Raw genomic sequence first — 21,328 nt, forward strand, 5'->3', positions numbered from 1 at the left:
GCATCAGTTCAGCGCCTCACGGCTTGGCTGACCATTGAGCAGGCGCTGGATTCCTAGCGGGTTGGCGTTCTTGAGCGCATCGGGCAGCAGGCTGTCCGGGTAGTTCTGGAAACACACCGGACGCAGGAAACGGTCGATGGCTAGGCTGCCGACCGATGTGCCACGGGCATCCGATGTCGCCGGATAAGGCCCGCCATGGACCATGGCATCACACACCTCAACCCCGGTCGGGTAGCCGTTGATCAGCAAGCGGCCAGCCTTGTGCTCAAGTACCGGCACCACTTCGGCAAAGGCTTGCAAGTCCGCAGGCTCACTGATCAGCGTGGCCGTGAGTTGACCGTGCAGGCTGTGCAGCGCTTGCAGCAACTGCGCTTTGTCGGCCACTTCAATGACGATGGTGGTCGGGCCAAAGACTTCTTCTTGCAGCACCTCGGCACCGCCGATCAGCAGGCTGGCATCGGCCTGGAACAGCTGCGGGTGCGCCTGATTGCCCTGTTGTTGCGAACCTGCGAGATGGCGAATGCCTTCGACCGAAGCCAAATGGCTGAGACCTTTGACATAGCTTTTCAGGCCACCGGCATTGAGCAGTGTGTGCGCCGGTTGGGCGCTGAAAAACGAGCCCAGTGCATCGACAAAGGCGCTGAACGCTGGTGAGGCAATCCCCAGCACCAGGCCAGGGCTGGTGCAGAACTGACCGGCGCCGAGCATCACCGAGCCACCCAACTCTTTGGCGATCTGTTCGCCGCGCTGTTGCAAGGCTTCTGGCAGCAACACCACCGGGTTGATGCTCGACATCTCGGCAAATACCGGGATCGGTTGCGGACGTGCCGCCGCCATGTCACACAGGGCGCGACCGCCCGACAGTGAGCCGGTAAAGCCGACTGCTTGAATCGCCGGGTGCTTGACCAGCGTTGCGCCAACCCCGGCGCCGTAGATCATGTTGAACACGCCCGCAGGCATACCGGTGCGTTCAGCAGCTCGAATAATCGCCTGCGCCACCCATTCGGCGGTTGCCATGTGGCCGCTGTGGGCCTTGAACACCACCGGGCAACCGGCAGCCAGTGCCGCTGCGGTGTCGCCGCCTGCGGTGGAGAACGCCAACGGAAAGTTACTGGCGCCGAAAACGGCGACCGGGCCGACGCCGATGCGGTATTGGCGCAGATCCGCGCGAGGCAGCGGTTGGCGTTCGGGCAGGGCCTGATCGATCCGCGCGCCATAAAAATCGCCGCGCCGCAGTACCTGGGCAAACAAACGCATCTGCCCGCTGGTGCGGCCGCGCTCACCCTGAATACGCCCGGCGGGCAGGGCGGTTTCACGGCAAACGATGGCCACAAACGCGTCGCCCAGCGCGTCGATTTCTTCGGCAATGGCTTCTAAAAATTCCGCACGGCGGCTGGCGGGCAAACTGCGAAAGGCCGCGAAGGCGGCGCTGGCCGCGTTGGCGGCGGCGTCTACTTCGGCGTCGGTGGCCTGCACAAACTGATACGGCAGGGCTTCACCGGTCGTTGCATCCAGGCTTTGCAAATGAACAGCGCCAGCGCCGCTGCGCTGGCCGCCAATAAAGTTCTGGCCGGTAATCTGGGTCATGTCCATCTCCTTGAAAAAACAATGAAACCCGTGGGAGCGGGCAAGCCCGGTTCCCACAGGTGTGGTGTGTCATCACGGGCTTAGGTAATTGCACCGATCTGCCATGGCACAAATTCGTTTTGGCCGTAACCGTGCTGCTCGCTTTTACTGCGCTCACCGGAGGCGATGCGCAACATCAGGCGGTAGATGTACTCGCCGCGTTCTTCGATGGTCATGCTGGCGTCGGCAATGCCGCCGCAGTTCACGTCCATGTCTTCTTCCTGGGTCTCCCACAGGCGGGTGTTAGTGGCCAGCTTGATCGACGGCGAGGGCGCGCAGCCATAGGCCGAACCGCGCCCTGTGGTGAACGCAATCAGGTTGGCGCCGCCCGCCACCTGGCCGGTGGCCGAAATCGGGTCGTAGCCCGGCGTGTCCATAAACACCAGGCCGTGGGCGCGCACCGTCTCGGCGTATTCGTAGACATCGACCAGGTCACTGGAACCGGCTTTGGCCACGGCGCCCAGGGATTTTTCGAGGATGGTGGTCAAGCCACCGGCCTTGTTGCCCGCCGACGGGTTGTTGTTCAGCTCGGCATTCATGCGCTTGCAGTAGTCTTCCCACCAGTGAATCCGCTTGATCAGCTTTTCACCGACTTCACGGCTGACCGCACGGCGTGTGAGCAAGTGCTCGGCGCCATAGATTTCCGGGGTCTCGGAAAGGATTGCAGTCCCGCCCGCTGCGACCAGGCGATCTACCGCATTGCCCAGCGCCGGGTTGGCGGTGATGCCCGAGTAGCCATCGGAACCGCCGCATTGCAAGCCGATGATCAAGTGTTTGGCACTGACCGGCTCACGCTCGACGCGGTTGGCCTCGGCCAGCAGGGATTTAACCTGCTCAATGCCGCTGGCAATGGTTTTCGACGTGCCGCCCGTGCCCTGGATGGTAAAGGCGCGCAGGAACTCACCTTTTTCCAGGCCCTGGGCCTCCAGCAAATCCGCGATCTGGTTGGTTTCACAGCCCAGACCGATCATCAGCACCGAGGCGAAGTTGGGGTGAATCGCATAGCCGCCCAAGGTCCGGCGCAGCATGGCCAGAGCTTCACCGCCGGGGTCGACTGCGCACCCAAAACTGTGGGTCAGGGCGACCACGCCATCCACGTTGGGGTAGTCGATCAGGGCCTGCGGGTTGATGTCGCGGCGAAAGTGATCGGCGATGGCCTTGGCCACCGTCGCCGAACAGTTCACCGAGGTCAGGATGCCCACGTAGTTACGGGTAGCGACGCGGCCATCCGGGCGCACGATGCCCATAAAGGTGTCTTGGTCGGGCGTATGAATCCCCCGCGCATCCACACCAAAGGCGTAATCGCGCGAAAAATCCCCCATGGCCAGGTTGTGCACATGCACGTGTTCACCGGCTTTGATCGGCTGGCTGGCGAAGCCAATGATCTGCCCATAACGGCGAAGCGCCTGGCCGGCCTGCAGATCACGGGTCGCGATCTTGTGGCCCGAAGGGATGGCGTCCAGCGCTGTCAGCCCTTCGGACTCAAGGATCAGGCCTTTGGGAATGGGCTGGCGGGCAATCAGCACATCGTCCAGCGGGTTGAGTCGAATCACGGCGTTGGCAGCATTTTCACTGCCTGTTTTAGTTATGAGTTGCATCAACAGTTACCTCAGTGAAAGGCTCAGGCCAGACCGCGCTCGCGGTAGTCGATGAGGGATGAGAACAGCATCAGACCGAAAGCCATCACCACGAAGAAGATCAGCGCGAGGAAGTACGAACCGGTGAACTGCACGATCAGGCCGATCAGGATCGGTACGATGACACCGACCATGTTGCCGCAGAAATTCATGCTGCCGCCCAGTACGCCCGCCTTGGATTTACCGCCCAAAATGGCTGGCAAGCACCAGTACATGCCGCACCAGCGAATGAAAAACAGGGCCACGCAAAGCAGCGAAATCACGGTGAAAGCGTCCGGGGTGTAGGCCACCAGCAGGATGCACAGCGCAGCAATCGCCGCCGAACCGCCGAACATGGTGCGCATCACCTTGTTCGGTGCGCCGCCTGCGTCTTTCCATTTGTCCGCCAGCCAACCGCCGAAGATCTCGCCGATAAACCCGCACATAAAGATCAGGAAGGTTGCACCGCCCATGGCTTTGATATCGAGGTTGTGCGCCTTGTGCAGGTAGCTCGGCATCCAGGTCAGCAAGCCGTAGAACACGCTGTTGTAGCAGGCGTACCCGGCGAACATGGCCAATACTGAACGGCTTTTCAGCAAGTCTTTGAGGATGGCTTTGCGTTCGCCGTTGGTTTTCGCCGCCTCGGCATTGGCGTTGGTGATATAGGCCAGTTCAGCTGCGTTGACTTTAGGGTGTTCGGCCGGGTTATTACGGATGTACCACCAGGCCCAGACACCGACGATCATGGTGCCGACACCGGCGATCACGAACGCAATGCGCCACGAGTCGAACCAGGTAATCAGGCCCGCGATGATGATGGCGCCAAAGGCTGTGCCCAAGGGTGCGCCGCCATCCACCAGGGTTGCCCCGCGGCCCCGCTCATTGGGCGTCAGCCAGGCACCGTTCAGCTTGGCCCCGGCGGGCATGATCGGTGATTCGGCAACGCCCAGACCGATACGGGTGGCGAGCAAGGTCATCCAGCTGTGGGCGCCCCCTGCGATGGCCTGGAAGAAGCCCCAGCCCACGGTCGCCACACCGACGATATTGCGCACCTGAAAACGGTCCAGGAGCATGCCGCCAGGAATTTGCATCAGCGCATAGGACCAAAAGAACGCGCTGAGCATCAGGCCTTCCAGGGCCGGGGTCATTTCAAATTCGCTGGAAATCAGTGGCAAGGCCACCGACAGTGACGCGCGGTCGATGTAGTTGATCGCCGACAACAGCAGCAGGATCAAAAATATGCGCCAGCGCACCGTGGTAGGTCGTGAGGCGTCTGCAAGCCCGGCGGCCTGGCTGGGGGCGGCCGGTGCAATTTTGCTGTTCATGTTCGTCTCGCTTTTTTATGTTTTTTATCAAGCGGGGAGTGGGCTTGCAGGCAAGCCCACAAAGCCTTGCTACAACGTTACGACATGCCCGGCTGGCAGTTCAGCGGTGCCTGCCTGTATGCCGTTGATCAGCGGTGCGCCGAACTCCGGCATGCTGATTTCGAAGCGGTCACCTTCCTGGGTGTGAATGTTGTCGGCCACCGACAGAGTGGCGGTGCCAAAGAAATGCACGTGCACATCGCCAGGGCGCAGGAACTGCGGGTACTTGAAGTGGTGGTATTCAAGGTTTTCCAGGCTGTGGCACATGTTGTCTTCACCGCTGAGAAACTCTTTTTCCCAGACTACCTCGTTCCCGCGCAGGATGCGGCTCATGCCGGTCAGGTGACGCGGCAGCTCGCCGACACGCAGCTCGGGGCCGTAACTGCAATTGCGCAATTTAGAGTGCGCGAGGTACAGGTAGTTACGGCGCTCCATGACGTGGTCAGAAAACTCATTGCCCAGCGCAAAGCCTACGCGGTAGGGCTTGCCATCGTCGCCCACTACATACAGGCCGGTCAGCTCGGGTTCTTCACCGGCATCTTCAGCGAAGGTCGGTTTGCTGAACGCACTGCCGGGGCGAACCACGATCGAGCCGTCACCCTTGTAGAACCACTCCGGTTGCACGCCCACCGTGCCGGATGCCGGGCGGCCACCTTCTATGCCCCACTGAAAAATACGTGCGGTGTCGGTCATGGCGCTGTGATCGGCTGCGTTTTGCTGGTGCATCTTGTCGCGTGTCGAGGCGCTGCCCAAGTGGGTCAGGCCGGTGCCGCTGATCAGGCAGTGGGCCGGGTCTGCATGGTCCAGCGGCGGGAGTACGCGGCCTTGCTCCAGTGTCTGGCTATAACTGACAGGACTTGCCTCGGTGCCACGGGCCAGCACTTCAGCGACCAGACCGTGGCCTTTACGAATGGCCTCCAGAGCCAGTTCGCGGGTGGTTTCGGTGCCCAGCACCACGTGGATCTCATCGCCTTCGATCACCCCGACGTGGCGCTGGCCTTGAGCTGTTTCAAACTGGATCAAGCGCATACAGTGAACTCTCGCAGATTATTTTTATGGCGGGTCGTTAACCCCTTCTGGCGCTCACTTTAATTTTTGTCAGGGATGCTGCCTAATGACAGATGCTGATTGAGCGATAACCAATAGTCATCCCCATGCTGCCATCCCTGACCACCATCATTTCCCGGCTGCGCCTCAAACAACTGCGGTTGTTGATTGCGCTGGACGAATTCGGCTCGCTGCACAAGGCCGCCGAGTCTGTGGCAATTACCCAGCCCGGCGCGACCAAGGCGCTGCACGAAATTGAATCGACGCTGGGCGCAACCCTGTTCGAGCGCACGCCCAAAGGCCTGACGCCCAATGATCTGGGGCGTTGCGTGATTCGTTACGCGCGTTTGATACACACCGATGTGGCACACCTGCGCGAAGAAATGCTCGGCATTTTGCAAGGCCATGGCGGCCGTCTGTCGGTGGGGGTGATCATGGGCGCAGTGCCGGTGCTGGTGGAATGCCTGGCGCAATTGCGCGCCAAACAGCCGCAGTTATCGGTAGAAATCGTCGAAGACACCAGCGCTCGCCTGTTGGGATTACTCGACGAAGGGCGCCTGGACCTGGCCATATGCCGCACCAGCGTCAGCAAACATCCGGCGGCTTATGACAGCCGCCTGCGCGAGCAGGAGCCGCTGATCGTGGTCGCTAACACTGCGCACCGGTTTGCCCGCCGTACGTCGCTGGCGTTGAGCGAACTGGCAGATTCGTCGTGGGTGGTGTTCCCGGTCAACATGCCCATGCGCCTGACCCTTGAGCGGGAGTTCAGGGAAGCGGGGCTTAACTTTCCGGCGTATCCGATTGAAACCTCATCGACCTTCACCACGCTGTCATTGCTCTTGCAGGACCCGCAACTGGTCGCCGTAATGCCGGTGGACGTTGCGCAAATGGCGGTGACCCACGGCATGCTGATGCGCTTGGCACTGGACTTGAAATCACGCAGCGAGCCGTACGAAATCGTCACCCGCAAAGGCGTGGCATTAACCGCCCCGACTCAACTGCTGATTGATGAACTGACCCGCCAAAAACAGACATGAATGCAGGCCTTTACGCGGCCACGCGCATCACATCCCATGCGCTCATCACCTGGGTGACAGCGGCGTCCAGTACTGCGTGCTCCAGGCCGTCCCGGGCAAGCGTCGTCAGCCCCAGCAAAAAACTCTCAAACACCGTGGCCAACGCAACAACGTGGGTCTGCGCGGACAGTTCACCTGAGGCGACGCCGCGCTCGATGCAGGCAATAAACCCGGCCCGGTTGCGTGCGCGTGCCTGGGCCAGTGGCGCGCATATCTCCAGGGTTTCAGCCGAACACGCACTCATCAGCCCCAGCGTTACCAGGCAACCACGCGGGTGTCCCGGCTCGCATTGCATGCGGGCCGAGCGGCGCAACGCCAGTTCGATGGCTTCACGCGGGGCAATGCCGGGGTCTTGCAGGCTCTCGGTCACGCGGCCATGGGAGTTCAGATAACGTTCCATGACCTCTTTGAACAAGGCCTCCTTGGAACCAAAAGCGGCATAAAAACTCGGCGCCGAAATGCCAGAGCCGATGTTCGCCTTGAGCTGGCTCAGCGAGGTGGCGTCGTAGCCGTGCTGCCAAAACAGGTGCATGGCTTGAGTGATTGCCGCGTCACGGTCAAACGTACGTGGGCGTCCCATCTGGGCCATTGTCAGCCTCCTTCTTCACAAGACATAAATACTAGTCGATACAAAAGTCGTTGACCAATCGCTTTTGCATTGCCAACATCTGCACCTATCGATACATAACTAAGACAGGCTGTAACAGGCGATGGCTGAAGAGCGCGACACCACTGAACGATTACCCATGGGCGCGCTGCTGGCGCTGGCCATGACCGGGTTTATCTGCATTGTCACCGAGACCTTGCCGGCAGGTTTGCTGACCCAAATCAGCGGCGGCCTTGAGATTTCCTCGGCAATGGCCGGGCAGATGGTCACGGTCTACGCGCTGGGCTCGTTGCTGGCGGCGATTCCCTTGACCATCGCCACCCAGGGCTGGCGGCGGCGCAATGTCTTGCTGCTGACTATCGTGGGTTTTCTGCTGTTCAACTCGATCACGGCGTGGTCGTCACACTATGGCGTGACCCTGGTGGCGCGCTTTTGCGCGGGCGCCTCGGCCGGTCTGGCCTGGAGCCTGTTGGCGGGGTATGCACGGCGTATGGTTGCCCCGCACTTGCAGGGCCGTGCCATGGCGGTGGCGATGGTCGGTACGCCGATCGCGTTGTCACTGGGTGTGCCGCTGGGCACTTGGCTGGGGGCGCTAATGGGCTGGCGCAGCGCCTTCGGCCTGATGTCGATACTGACCGTGGTGCTGATTGTCTGGGTGCTGGTCAAAGTGCCGGATTATCCGGGGCAGGCCAGCGCCCGGCGCATCGGCTTGCGCCAGGTATTGCTGACACCCGGGGTGCGCTCCGTGCTTGCGGTGGTGATGACCTGGATGCTCGCGCACAACATGCTCTACACCTACATCGCCCCGTTTGTGACGCCAGCGGGCCTGGCCGATGAGGTGGATCTTGTGTTGCTGGTATTTGGCCTGGCGGCGCTGTTGAGCATCTGGCTGACCAGTCGTCTGGTCGACAGCCATTTACGCAGGGTGGTGCTGGTCAGCCTTGCGGCGTTTACCGCGATTGCCCTGTTGTTTGGCTTGTTCTTCCAGTCTGCGCCGGTGGTGTACGTCGGTATTTTCATCTGGGGCCTGTCCTTTGGCGGCGCGGCAACCTTGCTGCAGACGGCGCTGGCAGACGCGGCAGGTGAGGGCGCCGATGTGGCGTTGTCGATGAACGTGGTGGTCTGGAACAGCGCCATCGCTGCCGGAGCACTCACGGGTGGCGTGCTGCTCGATCAAGTCGGTGTGAGTGCGTTGCCCTGGGCGTTGCTGGTGTTGTTGCTGGCAGGGTTGTTGATCGTGTTCAACGCTCGCCAGCATGGTTTCCCCACGGGGCAGCGCCAGGCCGGGGCTGCCGTCGTCGGCCATTGATGTTCATAAGATCGCCTGCGTGTCGCTAAACCTGCAGGAACTGCCGAGGCACGAAGGCTGTGAGCCTGGGTTTGCGCAGGCAGTGTTGGCCTGGCAACAGTTGTTCTACAGACTGTTGCCAGACCAACTATTTACGCTTCGAACAAACCATAACTTACTGAATTTAAACAAAAAATTATCTGGCATGGATTCTGCTCTGTTGTGAATAACGATCGCATCTGTTGGCGATTAAACACGAGTAAAGAGTGAGAACCCCATGTCGAACACCCCAGCCGACGCCCATTACCCACTGTCTGTTCCCGATGCCCATGTCATCCGCACGGACGCAGAAGCCATTGAAGTCGCCCATAAAGTCGCCGCTTTTTTACTCGAAGGTGATGCCGAGCGCGACCGCCAGCGCGAAGTACCTGCTGAGGTGGTGGACGTGTTCTCCAACAGCGGCCTGTGGGGCATTACCGTGCCCAAGGAGTACGGCGGTGCTGAGGTGTCGTTCGCCACGCTGGCCGAGGTGATCGCCATCATTTCGGCGGCCGACGCTTCCCTCGGGCAGATCCCGCAGAACCATTACTGCCTGCTCGAAGACATCCGCCTGCAAGGCACAGAAGAGCAGAAGGCCTGGTTCCTGGGGCTGGCGCTCAAGGGCAACCGCTTTGCCAATGCGATTTCTGAAACCGGCGGCAAGACCGTGCAAGACATCCAGACGCGCTTTGTCAGCGAAGGCGATGAGGTGGTGATTAATGGCCGTAAAGGCTACTGCACCGGCTCGTTGTACGCCCATTGGCTGGGGGTGCTGGCGCTGAATGCCGACGACAAAGCGCACTTGGCGTTTGTGCCGCGGCGCACGCCGGGCCTGACCGTGGTGGATGACTGGTCGAGCATTGGCCAGCGCAACACCGCCAGCGGCACGGTGCTCGCAGAAAACCTGCGGGTGCCGGCCTTTAACGTGTTCAAGACGTACCAGTCTTATGAAAACCCGACCTTGGCCGGGCCGATTGCGCAAATCACCACCGCCGCCATTGATGCTGGCATTGCCCGCGCCGCCTTGCGCGACACCCTGAGCTTTGTGCGTGATCACGCTCGCCCATGGATCGACTCGGGGCTGGACAAGGCCAGCGAAGACCCGCTGACCATCATCCAGATCGGCAAATTGAGCATCCAGCTGGACGCTTCTGAAGCCTTGCTTGAGCGGGCGGGACGAGTCCTCGACCGCGAGCGCGAAAACCCCGGTGAAAACGGCGTGGCGCGCGCTTCGGTAGCAGTGGCCAAAGCCAAGGTGCTGACCACTGAAATCGCCCTGGAAGCCAGCAACCGTCTGTTCGAATTGGGCGGTACGCGCTCCTCGCTGGCGCGTCACAACCATGATCGCCACTGGCGCAACGCCCGCGTGCACACCCTGCATGACCCGGTGCGCTGGAAGTACCACGTGGTCGGCAACTGGCTGCTGAACGGGGTCAATCCGCCGCGTCATGACTGGTCATAACCATGGACGCGCTGCTGAGCAATATTAACTGGCCGGAAATCGGCCAGGCCTGCCTCGACACCCTGAGCATGCTCGGCATGGCCCTGGGTTTTACCGTGTTGCTGGGGCTGCCGCTGGGGGTGTTGCTGTACCTCACCGGCAAGCAGCAGTTGCACGCCAAACCCGGCATCTACCGGGTGCTGTCGATGGTGGTGAATATCCTGCGGTCGTTGCCCTTCATCATCTTGCTGATTGTGCTGATCCCGGTGACCACCTTGATCACCGGCACCTCGCTGGGGGTGGCGGGTGCCATTCCGCCATTGGTGGTGGGCTGCACGCCGTTCTTTGCGCGGTTGGTGGAAACCGCGCTGCGTGAAGTCGATCGCGGCCTGGTGGAGGCCACCCAGTCCATGGGCGCCACGACCTGGCAAATCATCTGGCACACCTTGTTGCCAGAGTCCCGGCCGGGGCTGATTGCAGCCGTCACGGTGGCCGCAATCGTACTGGTGGATTACACCGCGATGGCCGGTGTGATCGGTGGCGGGGGCTTGGGTGACCTGGCAATCCGCTTTGGTTATCAGCGTTTTCAGACTGACGTCATGGTGGTCACCGTGGCCTTGCTGGTCCTGTTGGTACAAGGGCTGCAAATGACCGGTGACCGTCTGGTGTCCCATTACAGCCGTCGCTGAGACGGCTCATTTTTGATTGTTCGGAGTTTGTGCAATGAAAAAGCTTCTTGCTCTGGTGGCCGTGATGGCCGCCTTTAGCGCTCAGGCCAATGAAAAGTTAGTGGTCGGTGCCACGCCGGTGCCCCATGCCGAAATTCTTGAGTTTGTTAAGCCTGAGCTGGCCAAGGAAGGCGTTGATCTGCAGATCAAAGTGTTCAACGACTTTATCCAGCCCAACCAGCAACTCGCGCTTAAAAACATCGATGCCAACTACTACCAATACCGGCCGTTTCTGGATGAGTACAACAAGGAACGCCACACGGATCTGGTCCCGGTAGTGGGCGTGCATATCGAGCCGTTTGGCGCGTACTCGACCAAAATCAAAAACATCGCCGAGCTGAAGGACGGCGCTTCAGTGGCCATCCCCAATGACCCGGTCAACGCCGGTCGTGCTCTGGTGCTGCTTGAAGAGGCCAAGCTGATCACGCTTAAAAACCCTGGCGACCCGCAGTCGACCACCCGTGACATCGTGACCAACCCCAAGCACTTGAAAATCCGTGAGCTGGAAGGCGCGATGCTGGCCCGTTCCGTGAGCCAGGTGGACCTGGCCTTTGTGTTTGCCAACTACGCGCTGGAAGCGGGTATCGACACCAACAGCGCGTTGATTGTCGAGAAGGGCAAAGACTTGTACGTCGAGTACCTGGTGGCACGCCCGGACAACATCAATGACCCGCGTATTCAGAAGCTGGCCAAAGCTTTGCACTCTGATGCCGTGCGTCAATTTATCCTGACCCGTTACAAAGGCCAGATCGTGCCAGGCTTTTAAATCGGCATTAAACGTCTGTGTTCTCTTATGTCAGCTAGGCTATTGAAGATAAATAACCCGCTGACCCAGGAGAACGTATGACACTGCGATGGATGCTGTTGAGCCTTGTTGTTCTATGTGCGGGCTGCCAATACTTGAGTTATCAGCAAGGCTGTACCGAAAATCCGAATCAACGCAATTGCGAAGGCGGCACAGTAGAGTCGCCATAAATACTGTAGGAGCGAGCTTGCCTCGCGATCTTTTGATCGTTTAAACGATCGCGAAGCAAACAAATCAACATGTTGGTTGCCCAACACTTCATGAGCACATTGCACACGGTTCAACAACACATTGCCCAGCGTGCAGGGCTAATCCGCTGTTATAGCTGAGGTTGGTGCCCGTGGCATGTTAGGTGCATAGGTTCCTGGCAGTCATAAACACTCAAGGTGTTTGTATTGATTGCCAGCTAAAAGGACCTCTCATGCACTACCGTCAACTGGGTAACAGCGGCATTAACGTCAGCGTTCTGGGCCTCGGCACCATGACCTGGGGCCACCAAAACACCGAAAGCGACGCTCATCAGCAAATCGAACTGGCGCTGGCTGAAGGCGTCAACCTGATCGACACCGCCGAGATGTACCCCACGCCCACTCGCGGCGACACCTGGCGTACCACCGAACGCTACATCGGCAACTGGCTGGGCGCCAACAGCGCGCGCCGTGCTGACATCGTGCTGGCGAGCAAAATTGCTGGCCCGGCCCGCGAGCCGGGTGGCCAATTGCATATTCGCGATGGCCTGACCCGACATGACCGGCGCAACATCGTCGAAGCCCTGGACGGTAGCCTCAAGCGCCTGCAAACCGACTACCTCGATCTCTATCAACTGCACTGGCCTGATCGCCCGACCAATTTTTTCGGCCTGCGTGAATACCCGTACGCCGAAGACACGCAAAGCGTGGCCATCGAAGAAACCCTCTCGGTGCTGGCCGATCAGGTTAAGGCGGGCAAGATCCGCCACATTGGTGTGTCCAACGAAACGGCGTGGGGCGTGGCCGAGTTCCTCAAGCAGAGCGAGCGCCTGGGCCTGCCGAACATTGTCAGCATCCAAAACCCCTACAGCTTGCTGAACCGCCTGTACGAGGGCGGCCTCGCAGAATTCACCCATCGCGAAGGCGTAGGCCTGTTGGCGTATTCGCCGCTGGCGTTTGGCACCTTGACCGGCAAGTACCTCGGTGGCGCCCGCCCTGAAGGTTCGCGTCTGACCTCGGTGTACCGCACGTTCAATCGCTACGACAGCCCGCTGGCCCAAGAAGCCATCGCAGGCTATGTGGACATCGCTCGGGAGCACGACCTGACCCCGGCGCAATTGGCCCTGGCTTACGTCATCAACAAACCCTTTGTGGCCAGCGCGCTGACCGGGCAAACCAGCCTCGTGCAATTGCGCGACAACCTCAGCGCAATCAATGTAAGCCTCAGCCCGGAGATTCTGGCGCGCATCGAGGCCGTCCATCAGCGTGTCCCCAACCCTGCGCCATAGGAGTACGGGCGATGCCCAAGCAACTGCACGTCAATCTGTTTGAAATGAACTGCGTGAGCCATATCGTTCACGGCCTGTGGGTGCATCCCGAGAACAACCGTCACCGCTTCAATGATCTGGATTACTGGACCGAGCTGGCGCAACTGCTGGAATACGGCACCTTTGACGGGGTGTTTCTGGCCGACGTGATCGGCACCTATGACCGTTTTCGCAACGGTCCGGAAACCGCCCTGCGCGAGGCCATGCAAATCCCTAGCAACGATCCGTTGATGGTCATTCCGGCCATGGCCGCCGTGACCAAAAACCTCGGCTTTGGCGCGACGTTTTCAACCACGTACGAGCCGCCGTTTGCCTTTGCCCGGCGCATGAGCACCCTGGATCACCTGACCAAGGGCCGGGTGGGCTGGAACATCGTGACCTCGTACCTGCCCAATGCCGCGCGTAACTTCGGGCATGACACCGAGGTCGTGCACGACCGCCGCTATGAAATCGCCGATGAATACCTGGATGTGCTCTACAAGCTGTGGGAAGGCTCGTGGGACGATGACGCGGTGATTATCGACCGTGAACAACGGGTGTACACCGACCCGCACAAGGTCCGTTACATCAACCACGTGGGTGAGCACTTCAGCGTGGCCGGGCCGCACCTGTGCCAGCCTTCGCGTCAGCGCACGCCGGTATTGTTCCAGGCAACCGGTTCGCCAGCCGGTATCGAATTTGCCGGGCGGCATGCCGAAGTGGTGTTTACCGGCGGTCTCGACACTCCGGCCGTGCGTGCGAATATCCAGGCCATGCGCAACAAGGCCATCGCCCATGAGCGTGACCCGGCGGGGCTGAAATTTATCGTCATGGCCGGGGTGATCGTGGGCCGGACTGACGAAGAAGTCAGCCGCAAGCTCGACAGCTATCGCAAGCTGATGAGCGTCGAAGCGTCGCTGGCCCATCACCAATCAGCAATTGACCTGACCGCTTACCCCGGCGATGCGCTGATCAGTGATTTGATCGAGCTTAAAGTCGACGGCTGGGAGAGTCTGCAGCGCTACAAACCCGAGTGGACCATCGGCACCGTGTTGTCGCAGTTCTCCGGGTTTAACCGCGAGCGTTTCTTTGTGGCGGGTACGCCGACCGTGGTGGCGGATGAAATCGAGAAATGGCTGGATGTCGACGGCATCGACGGGATCAATTTGCGCCAGTACCTGTCGTTTGAAACGGCTCGGGATTTTATTGAGCTGGTGATCCCGGAACTGCGCCGCCGTGGTCGTTTCCGTGAGCGCTACAACGAAGGCGAAACCCTGCGCGAACGCCTGTTTGGTTCGGGGCAGGCGCGTTTGCCCGCTGATCATTTCGGCGCTCGTTATCGCGACCCGGCGCTGTTGCAACAACCGGCCACGCCATTACGTTTCTGAACACATCACCTGTAGGAGCGAGCTCGTCTCGCGATCTTTTGATCTTTAAAAAGATCGCGAGGCAAGCTCGCTCCTACAGTGGGTTTTTAGCCAACTGTTGGCCCACCAACAGTCGCTGCACAGACTGTTGCTTTTGACTCCCTCCCAACGCCGATTTGCGCCTGTTTGCTGGGCGAAAAACCCGGCATGGCTTGTGCAATGCCTAAGTCCCGGACTTAAGGCAGCAGGCCCCATGCGCAATATTTCCCCCTTTATTCGAAACTTTCCGTTGCTCGGTATCGCAACCCTGTGCTCGGTACTGGTCGGCTGCGGGCAGGAAACCTCAACCGTTGCGCGCAGCGACAAACCGGTCAGCGGCGGGACGTTGATTTATGCCACCGACCGCGAGCCCACGTGCCTCGACCCGCATGTGGCGGGTGACATGCCGCAGGTGTTTATCGGCCAGCAGTACCTCGACTCGCTGGTGTCGATGGATGACCAAGGCCAGATCGGGCCCTGGCTGGCGAAAAGTTGGGAGGTCTCGACCGATGGCCTGACGTACACCTTCCATTTGCGCGATGACGTGCATTTCACCGACGGCACGCCGTTCAACGCGGCTGCGGTCAAGGCCAACCTCGATCACATGGCCAACCCGAAAACCCAATCGAGTACGGCGGGCGGTTATATCCGCCAATACCGCAGCACCGATGTACTCGATGACCATACGGCGGTGGTGCACTTGGCCACCCCGTACGCGGCGTTTCTGGAGGTCCTGGCCCAGGGTTTTCTGGGCATAGAGTCGCCCACCGCGCTGCTTCGCTCGCGCGATGAAAACTGCGAAAGCCCGGTGGGCAGCGGCCCGTTCAAGATCGTCCGCTGGGACCGGCAAAGCCAGGTCGAGCTGGTGCGCAACCCGGATTACAACTGGGCGCCACCCACCGCCAGGCATCAAGGCCCGGCGTGGCTGGAGCGCATCGTCTGGAAGTTCATTCAGGAGCCATCGGTGCGCTTCGCCTCGCTGCAAGCCGGAGAGGTCGATGTGATCGAGACGCTGCCGCCCGAATCCCATGAGGCCGCCCGACGCAACCCGGACCTTACGGTATTGGTGGCCTTGCGGCCGGGCAACCCCACAAACGGCACGCTGAATATCACCCGTGCGCCGTTTAATGACCTCAAGGTGCGCGAAGCTTTTGTGCGCAGTTCGGATGTCGAGGGCGCGCTCAAAAGTGTGTATTTCAGCGAGTTCCCCCGTGCCGGTGGCCCGCTGAGTTCGGCGACCCGCTTTTACAGCCCGGACTTCGAACACGCCCAGGACTACGACCCGGCGCGCGCGGCGCAATTGCTTGATGAGGCCGGCTGGACCGGACGTGACAGCGAAGGCTATCGCACTCGTGACGGCAAGCGCTTGCAGGTGCATGTGGTGATGGGCAACCGCACGCCGCCCTCGGAGTACACCTTGTGGGAGCAGGTGCAAGCGACCACTCGGGCGGTCGGGTTTCAACTGATCATCGACCAAATGAGTGATGTGCAGGCCACTCAGCGCCAGGCGGACTGGGACTACGACATTCGCATCGGTTACTGGAACACCAATACCCCCGACGTGCTGCGGATCATTTTTGGCTCGGAGTTTATTCGCCCGGCGGGTGTCGGCGGTTATCACCAGAACACCGCCGGTTTCAGCGATACGGCGTTTGACGGGCTGATCCAGCAAGCCTTGACCACGCAAGATCCTGAGCAGCGCAAGGCGCTGTATTACAAGGCGCAGCAGATTGCCTCCAGCCAATACCTGCAACTGACCACGTACCCGCAAAGCTCACGCCTGGGCATCTACAAGACCACCCAGGGCGTGCGCCTGGAGCCGTCTTTGGCGGTGACGTATTTGTATGACGCCTGGGTCAATAAATGAAAAGGGTGAACCAATGAGCCGAGTCGAGACTGTAAATCCGCAGCGCGAGCGCTGGCTGCAGGTGGGGCGACGCGCCGTCTGGCGTGTGGCGGGCGGGCTGCTGGTGCTGTGGGCGGTGGCGACCCTGACCTTCTTTGCCCTGCGGCTGATGCCGGGCGACCCGGTGCTGGCCATCCTCGGCGGCCCGAGTGGCAACCCGTCGCCCGAGACCATTGCCGAAGCCACCCGCGAGTACGGCCTGGACAAGCCCTTGGCGGTGCAATACGCGCTGTACCTGGGGCGTCTGGTCCAGGGCGATCTGGGGGTGTCTTACTCGCAGCACTTGCCGGTGACCCGCGTGCTGGCCGAGCAATCGTGGGCGACCCTGCAACTGACGTTTACCTCATTGGTCCTGGCCTGGCTGCTGGTGCTGTTGCTCACCGTGTTGACCGCCGGGCGCCAGCGTTGGGTGGCCAAGGTGGCTTCGTTTGCCGAAACCGTCTCGGCCGCCGTGCCGCATTTTTGGCTAGGCCTGGTGCTGCTGGCGGTGTTTGCCTTCGGGCTGCGCTGGTTCCCGCCTGCCGGTAGCGATGGCTGGCGAACCCTGGTGTTGCCGTCTGTGGCGCTGGCGGTGCCGCTGGCCGGGTTTATTGCGCAGGTCACCCGAGAATCACTGGAGCTGACCCTGGAGCAACCTTTTGTGCTGACCGCGCGGACCCGTGGTTTGAGCGAAACCGCCGTGCGCTTCAAGCATGCGCTGCGCCATGCGGTGTTGCCCGGCATTTCGTTGTCGGGCTGGGCCATCGGCGCCTTGATCAGTGGCGCGGTGGTGGTTGAAGTGATCTTTTCGCGCAAGGGGCTGGGGCGTCAGTTGTATCAGGCGGTGCAGGCGCAGGACTTGCCGCTGACCATCGGTATCAGCTTGACCGTTGCGGCGGTGTATGTGCTGGCCAACATTTTGGTCGACCTGTTGCACCTGTGGGTCGACCCTCGTCAACAGGGGAAAACAGCATGAGCACACTGACTCTCGAAACGCAGTTGCTGGGTGTGCGGGTGCAACGCAGGTCACGCCAGGTGCCGCTGGGGCCTTTGCTGGCACTGATTTTTCTGGCGTTTTTGATCGTTGCCGCGCTGGTGCCGCAACTCTTTACCCATGCCGACCCGCTGGCGATTGTGCCGCACGATGCGTTTCATTCGCCGGGTTGGGCGCATTGGTTCGGCACTGATCAGTCTGGCCGGGATATTTTTTCGCGGGTGATTTACGGCACCCGCCAGTCGCTGTTGATTGGTCTGGCGGCCACCGTGCTGGCCATGAGCATTGCGATTGCCCTGGGGTTGCTCGGCGGGCTTGGCGGTGCGCGACTTGACCGTGGGGTTGGCTGGTTGCTGGAAATACTGTTCGCGTTCCCGAGCCTGGTGTTGGCGCTGCTGTTTGTGGCGGTGTTTGGCAGCGGCATCGGGCCGTTGATTGTTGCCACCGGACTGGGCGCAGCGCCGGGCTATGCACGGATGGTGCGCGGTCAGGTGCTGGCGGTGCGCAATGCCGGTTACATCGAAGCGGCGGTTGCTTTGGGTCACCCCACGCGGCGGATCATCCTGCGCCAGCTATTACCCAATGCCATGCGCCCGCTGATCGTGACTCTAACCATGGGGATTGGTCAGGCGATTGTCTGGGCCTCGGCCCTGAGCTTTCTGGGGCTGGGCGCCAAGCCGCCCGCGCCGGAGTGGGGGACCATGCTGTCCATGGGCCGCGACTTTGTCGCCAACGCCTGGTGGCTGACCTTCTTTCCGGGGGTGTTCATCGTCCTCACCACGCTGTCGACCACGGTCGCGGGCCGTTATCTGCAACAACGTCTGGAGGGGCGCCTGTCATGAGCGATAAACACTTGATCGTTGAGGGCCTGTCCATTGAGTTTGGCGGCCAGACCGTGGTGCGCGATGTGTCGTTTACCCTGGCGCCGGGCAAGACCCTTGCGCTGGTGGGCGAGTCGGGCTCTGGCAAAAGCGTGACGGCGCGTAGCTTGATTGGTCTGGCCGGTGCCGGGGCGCGGGTGACGGCGCGCACTTTGAGTTATGGCGGGCAGGATTTGCTCGGGTTGTCTGAGCGTGGCTGGCGCGGTTTACGCGGCAAAGGCATTGGCTTTGTGCTGCAAGATGCGTTGGTCTCGCTTGACCCGCTGCGCCCGGTGGGCAAAGAGATTCTGGAAGTGCTCACGACCCACCAATGGGGTGACCGGCGCAGCCGCGCTGAGCGGGTTATCGAATTGCTGGATAAAGTTGGCGTGCCCGAGCCCGAATTGCGTGCCCGCCAGCGGCCCGATCAATTGTCCGGCGGCCTGCGCCAGCGTGCGTTGATCGCCAGTGCGTTGGCGCTGAGCCCAGGGCTGGTCATCGCCGATGAACCGACCACCGCGCTGGATGCCACGGTGCAGGCGCAGATTCTGCAAGTGCTGCAAGAAATCAAGGCTCGCGGGGATTCGTTGTTGATCATCAGCCATGACTTGGCGGTGGTGGCGCAATTGGCCGATGAGGTGCTGGTGCTGCGCCACGGCGTGGTGGTTGAGCAGGGTCCGATGCAGCAGGTTTTGCGCACCCCGAGCCACCCCTACACCCAGGCGTTGCTGGACGCGGTGCCGGCCGAACATGCGCGGGGCACGCGGCTGTCGTCGCACAACAGCGGGCAGCTTGTGCAACCTCGGCCGGGCGCTGACTCGCCGGTGCTGCTCAAGGCCAGCGGTTTGGGTAAACGCTACATCGGCCCCGATCAGCAATCTCGCCAAGTGGTCGATGACGTCAGCTTTGAACTGCGCGCCGGGCGCACGCTGGGCATCGTCGGCGAGTCCGGTTCGGGCAAAACCACCGTGGCGCGCATTGTGCTGGGGTTGCTGGAGCCGGATGCGGGTCAGGTGCAGTTTCTGGGGCAGGCCTGGGCGGGGGCGGGCGCAGATCGGGTGGCGGAAAAAGACCGGCGTGTGCATCGACGTGACATCAGCGTGATTTATCAAGACCCGCTGAGTTCGTTCGACCCGCGCTGGAGCATCGGCCAGATCCTCGCCGACGCGCTGGATGTGGCCGGTGTAGCAGCTTCGCAGCAGCCCGCACGGATCCGCGAGTTACTCGAGCAAGTGCGCTTGCCGGCCGAGCTGGCGAGCCGCCGTCCCTTGCAACTGTCGGGCGGCCAGCGGCAACGGGTGGCCATCGCCCGGGCCATTGCCAGCAACCCTAAAGTGATCATTTGTGACGAACCGGTCTCGGCCCTCGATGTCTCGGTGCAGGCGCAAGTGCTGGACCTGCTGGCCGACCTGCAAGCCTCATTGGGGCTGGCCTACCTGTTTATTTCCCATGACCTGGGCGTGATCCGCCATGTCAGTGACGAAGTGCTGGTGATGCGTCGCGGCCAAGTGGTTGAAAGCGCCCCGGTCGAAGACCTTTTTGAACATCCAAAACACGCTTACACCCAACGCCTCTTGGGCGCAGTGCCGCGTTTGCCGGGCGCCGACAGTGAGCTGGTGGTGCCACCGCTGGAAGCGGAAAGCACGGCGTTGCGATTTGACGAATCGCAACTGTGGAAGATCGCTATTTAAGCTTGAACACCTTAAGGAATTGTCATGACTACGTTGTCTCTTGTAACTGAACAGGCTATTGCCACGATCGACACACTGAATGTCCGGGCTGATGAAATATTGCCCACCATTGCAGCGGGGGCCGCACAACGCGAGCGTGATCGCCTGCTGCCGTTTGATGCGGTGGCGCAGATTGCCAAGGCCGGTTTTTTCACCACGCGCATCCCCGTGCGTTATGGCGGCAGCGGTGGTTCGGTCAAGGATGTGATCCGTTTATTGATCCGCATTGCCGCCGCCGATTCCAACGTCGCCCAGGCGTTGCGCCCGGGGTTCGGCTTTGTCGAAGGCTTGCTGGCGTCCTCCAGCGAACAGGCCGAAACCGAGCGCGAGCGCTGGTTTGCTCGCTACCTGGACGGCATCGTGGTGGGCAATGCCGGCTGGGAAGTGGGCGGCGCCAACGGCTCGATCAGCGCGCGGATTGTGCGTGACGGCGAGCACTACCGGGCCACCGGTAGCAAGTATTACAGCACCGGCTCGCTGTACGCCGACTGGGTCAGCGCGGTGGCGTTGGACGAAGAGGATCAACCGGTTTCGTTTATCCTGCCGCGCAACCGCAAGGGCCTGGAGTTGCTCGACGATTTTGACGCGATGGGCCAGCGCCTGACCGCCAGTGGCACCACGCGCCTGAATAACGTGCAAGTGCTGGCTGACGAAATTCGTACACGGACGGTGGAAGAGGGCAAGCGCACAATTGTCACGCCGTTTTTGCAATTGTTCCTCGCCGCGGTTCAGGCGGGCATTGCACGCAACGCCTTGAACGACGCCATTGTGTTTGCCAACGAGCACGCCCGGCCCATCAAACACAGCAGCGCCAGCCGCTCGGTGGACGACCCTTATGTTGAATTGAGCGTCGGTGACATCTCGGCCCGGGCCTTCACCGCCGAAGCAGTGGTGTTGCACGCGGCAGAATCCATTGACCGGGCATGGGCGGGCGACCTCGATCCGCACTTGGTCGACCAGGCCGCTGTCGATGTGGCCCAGGCGCAATACATTGCTGCCGAGTCGGCGCTCAAGGCCGCCGAGCTGGTGTTCGACGTGGGCGGCGCCTCAACCACAGGGCGCGGGCACAACCTGGACCGTCACTGGCGCAATGCGCGCACGGTGGCCAACCACAACCCACGCCACTGGAAAGCCTCCGCCGTTGGCTCCTGGCAACTGAAAGGCACGCCGCCACCGACCTCCGGATTGTTTTAATACACGCTGTAGCCGTTGCCTCGCGGGTCGAAAAGATCGCGAGGCAAGCTCACTCTTACCAAACACAGTTCTGTAGGAGCGAGCTTGCTCGCGATCTTTTGATCTTGATCTGGTTTTTGATCTTGAT

Annotated in this window: 17 protein-coding genes; 12 read left to right on the top strand and 5 right to left on the bottom strand. The window is 61.0% G+C overall.

The window, feature by feature from the left end; translation table 11 throughout:
• Positions 1–3: 3 nt before the first annotated feature.
• The 4 genes from AAEZ03_RS07685 to araD1 all read right to left on the bottom strand — a co-directional run bounded on the left by AAEZ03_RS07685 (position 4) and on the right by araD1 (position 5,635).
• Positions 4–1,587: an aldehyde dehydrogenase (NADP(+)) gene (locus AAEZ03_RS07685; RefSeq protein WP_350577438.1), complete on the bottom strand. Its 1,584-nt coding sequence runs from the start codon at positions 1,585–1,587 to the stop codon at positions 4–6.
• 80 nt (positions 1,588–1,667) lie between these two features.
• Positions 1,668–3,224 (bottom strand): UxaA family hydrolase, encoded by a 1,557-nt coding sequence (locus AAEZ03_RS07690; protein WP_350577440.1) that lies wholly within the window; start codon positions 3,222–3,224, stop codon positions 1,668–1,670.
• A 23-nt stretch (positions 3,225–3,247) separates the two neighbouring features.
• Positions 3,248–4,567 (bottom strand): MFS transporter, encoded by a 1,320-nt coding sequence (locus AAEZ03_RS07695; protein WP_048368912.1) that lies wholly within the window; start codon positions 4,565–4,567, stop codon positions 3,248–3,250.
• A 69-nt stretch (positions 4,568–4,636) separates the two neighbouring features.
• Positions 4,637–5,635 (bottom strand): AraD1 family protein, encoded by a 999-nt coding sequence (gene araD1 / locus AAEZ03_RS07700; RefSeq protein ID WP_048368913.1) that lies wholly within the window; start codon positions 5,633–5,635, stop codon positions 4,637–4,639.
• A 125-nt stretch (positions 5,636–5,760) separates the two neighbouring features.
• Between araD1 and AAEZ03_RS07705 the strand changes: the two genes are divergently transcribed.
• Positions 5,761–6,690: a LysR family transcriptional regulator gene (locus AAEZ03_RS07705; RefSeq protein ID WP_262124064.1), complete on the top strand. Its 930-nt coding sequence runs from the start codon at positions 5,761–5,763 to the stop codon at positions 6,688–6,690.
• A gap of 10 nt (positions 6,691–6,700) precedes the next feature.
• On the opposite strand, the gene AAEZ03_RS07710 is transcribed toward AAEZ03_RS07705, so the two are convergent.
• Positions 6,701–7,318 (bottom strand): TetR/AcrR family transcriptional regulator, encoded by a 618-nt coding sequence (locus AAEZ03_RS07710; RefSeq protein ID WP_350577443.1) that lies wholly within the window; start codon positions 7,316–7,318, stop codon positions 6,701–6,703.
• 121 nt (positions 7,319–7,439) lie between these two features.
• On the opposite strand from AAEZ03_RS07710, the gene AAEZ03_RS07715 reads away from it, so the two are divergent.
• From AAEZ03_RS07715 to AAEZ03_RS07765, 11 genes are all read left to right on the top strand, one after another.
• On the top strand, positions 7,440–8,645 hold the full coding sequence (locus AAEZ03_RS07715; protein ID WP_350577446.1) for an MFS transporter: 1,206 nt from the start codon (positions 7,440–7,442) through the stop codon (positions 8,643–8,645).
• 256 nt (positions 8,646–8,901) lie between these two features.
• On the top strand, positions 8,902–10,125 hold the full coding sequence (locus AAEZ03_RS07720; RefSeq protein ID WP_350577448.1) for an SfnB family sulfur acquisition oxidoreductase: 1,224 nt from the start codon (positions 8,902–8,904) through the stop codon (positions 10,123–10,125).
• A 2-nt stretch (positions 10,126–10,127) separates the two neighbouring features.
• Entirely contained in the window at positions 10,128–10,793 is a 666-nt protein-coding gene (locus tag AAEZ03_RS07725) for a methionine ABC transporter permease (protein WP_350577451.1), read from the top strand.
• A gap of 34 nt (positions 10,794–10,827) precedes the next feature.
• On the top strand, positions 10,828–11,598 hold the full coding sequence (locus AAEZ03_RS07730) for a MetQ/NlpA family ABC transporter substrate-binding protein (protein ID WP_153332688.1): 771 nt from the start codon (positions 10,828–10,830) through the stop codon (positions 11,596–11,598).
• A gap of 460 nt (positions 11,599–12,058) precedes the next feature.
• Positions 12,059–13,114, top strand: coding sequence for an NADP(H)-dependent aldo-keto reductase (locus tag AAEZ03_RS07735; RefSeq protein WP_048388512.1), 1,056 nt, complete (start codon positions 12,059–12,061; stop codon positions 13,112–13,114).
• 11 nt (positions 13,115–13,125) lie between these two features.
• On the top strand, positions 13,126–14,520 hold the full coding sequence (locus tag AAEZ03_RS07740) for an LLM class flavin-dependent oxidoreductase (RefSeq protein WP_350577456.1): 1,395 nt from the start codon (positions 13,126–13,128) through the stop codon (positions 14,518–14,520).
• Between the two features lie 232 nt (positions 14,521–14,752).
• Entirely contained in the window at positions 14,753–16,405 is a 1,653-nt protein-coding gene (locus tag AAEZ03_RS07745) for an ABC transporter substrate-binding protein (protein WP_350577459.1), read from the top strand.
• A gap of 13 nt (positions 16,406–16,418) precedes the next feature.
• On the top strand, positions 16,419–17,399 hold the full coding sequence (locus tag AAEZ03_RS07750) for an ABC transporter permease (protein WP_350577462.1): 981 nt from the start codon (positions 16,419–16,421) through the stop codon (positions 17,397–17,399).
• Positions 17,396–18,259, top strand: a complete 864-nt coding sequence (locus AAEZ03_RS07755) for an ABC transporter permease (protein ID WP_350577465.1) — start codon at positions 17,396–17,398, stop codon at positions 18,257–18,259. The genes AAEZ03_RS07750 and AAEZ03_RS07755 overlap by 4 nt, the downstream gene beginning before the upstream one ends.
• Positions 18,256–19,968 (top strand): dipeptide ABC transporter ATP-binding protein, encoded by a 1,713-nt coding sequence (locus AAEZ03_RS07760; RefSeq protein ID WP_350577468.1) that lies wholly within the window; start codon positions 18,256–18,258, stop codon positions 19,966–19,968. The genes AAEZ03_RS07755 and AAEZ03_RS07760 overlap by 4 nt, the downstream gene beginning before the upstream one ends.
• A gap of 24 nt (positions 19,969–19,992) precedes the next feature.
• Entirely contained in the window at positions 19,993–21,201 is a 1,209-nt protein-coding gene (locus AAEZ03_RS07765; protein ID WP_282363677.1) for an acyl-CoA dehydrogenase family protein, read from the top strand.
• Positions 21,202–21,328: the final 127 nt, after the last annotated feature.

Origin of the sequence: Pseudomonas sp. HY2-MNA-CIBAN-0224 (genome assembly GCF_040310285.1) — a bacterium.
Lineage (GTDB): Bacteria > Pseudomonadota > Gammaproteobacteria > Pseudomonadales > Pseudomonadaceae > Aquipseudomonas > Aquipseudomonas helleri.

Coding starts and splice junctions, on each gene's coding strand:
- AAEZ03_RS07745 (WP_350577459.1), top strand. CDS start 14,753: ATGCGCAATATTTCCCCCTTTATTCGAAACTTTCCGTTGCTCGGTATC.
- AAEZ03_RS07720 (WP_350577448.1), top strand. CDS start 8,902: ATGTCGAACACCCCAGCCGACGCCCATTACCCACTGTCTGTTCCCGAT.
- AAEZ03_RS07740 (WP_350577456.1), top strand. CDS start 13,126: ATGCCCAAGCAACTGCACGTCAATCTGTTTGAAATGAACTGCGTGAGC.
- AAEZ03_RS07695 (WP_048368912.1), bottom strand. CDS start 4,567: ATGAACAGCAAAATTGCACCGGCCGCCCCCAGCCAGGCCGCCGGGCTT.
- AAEZ03_RS07755 (WP_350577465.1), top strand. CDS start 17,396: ATGAGCACACTGACTCTCGAAACGCAGTTGCTGGGTGTGCGGGTGCAA.
- AAEZ03_RS07685 (WP_350577438.1), bottom strand. CDS start 1,587: ATGACCCAGATTACCGGCCAGAACTTTATTGGCGGCCAGCGCAGCGGC.
- AAEZ03_RS07715 (WP_350577446.1), top strand. CDS start 7,440: ATGGCTGAAGAGCGCGACACCACTGAACGATTACCCATGGGCGCGCTG.
- araD1 (WP_048368913.1), bottom strand. CDS start 5,635: ATGCGCTTGATCCAGTTTGAAACAGCTCAAGGCCAGCGCCACGTCGGG.
- AAEZ03_RS07765 (WP_282363677.1), top strand. CDS start 19,993: ATGACTACGTTGTCTCTTGTAACTGAACAGGCTATTGCCACGATCGAC.
- AAEZ03_RS07725 (WP_350577451.1), top strand. CDS start 10,128: ATGGACGCGCTGCTGAGCAATATTAACTGGCCGGAAATCGGCCAGGCC.
- AAEZ03_RS07705 (WP_262124064.1), top strand. CDS start 5,761: ATGCTGCCATCCCTGACCACCATCATTTCCCGGCTGCGCCTCAAACAA.
- AAEZ03_RS07690 (WP_350577440.1), bottom strand. CDS start 3,224: ATGCAACTCATAACTAAAACAGGCAGTGAAAATGCTGCCAACGCCGTG.
- AAEZ03_RS07760 (WP_350577468.1), top strand. CDS start 18,256: ATGAGCGATAAACACTTGATCGTTGAGGGCCTGTCCATTGAGTTTGGC.
- AAEZ03_RS07730 (WP_153332688.1), top strand. CDS start 10,828: ATGAAAAAGCTTCTTGCTCTGGTGGCCGTGATGGCCGCCTTTAGCGCT.
- AAEZ03_RS07750 (WP_350577462.1), top strand. CDS start 16,419: ATGAGCCGAGTCGAGACTGTAAATCCGCAGCGCGAGCGCTGGCTGCAG.
- AAEZ03_RS07735 (WP_048388512.1), top strand. CDS start 12,059: ATGCACTACCGTCAACTGGGTAACAGCGGCATTAACGTCAGCGTTCTG.
- AAEZ03_RS07710 (WP_350577443.1), bottom strand. CDS start 7,318: ATGGCCCAGATGGGACGCCCACGTACGTTTGACCGTGACGCGGCAATC.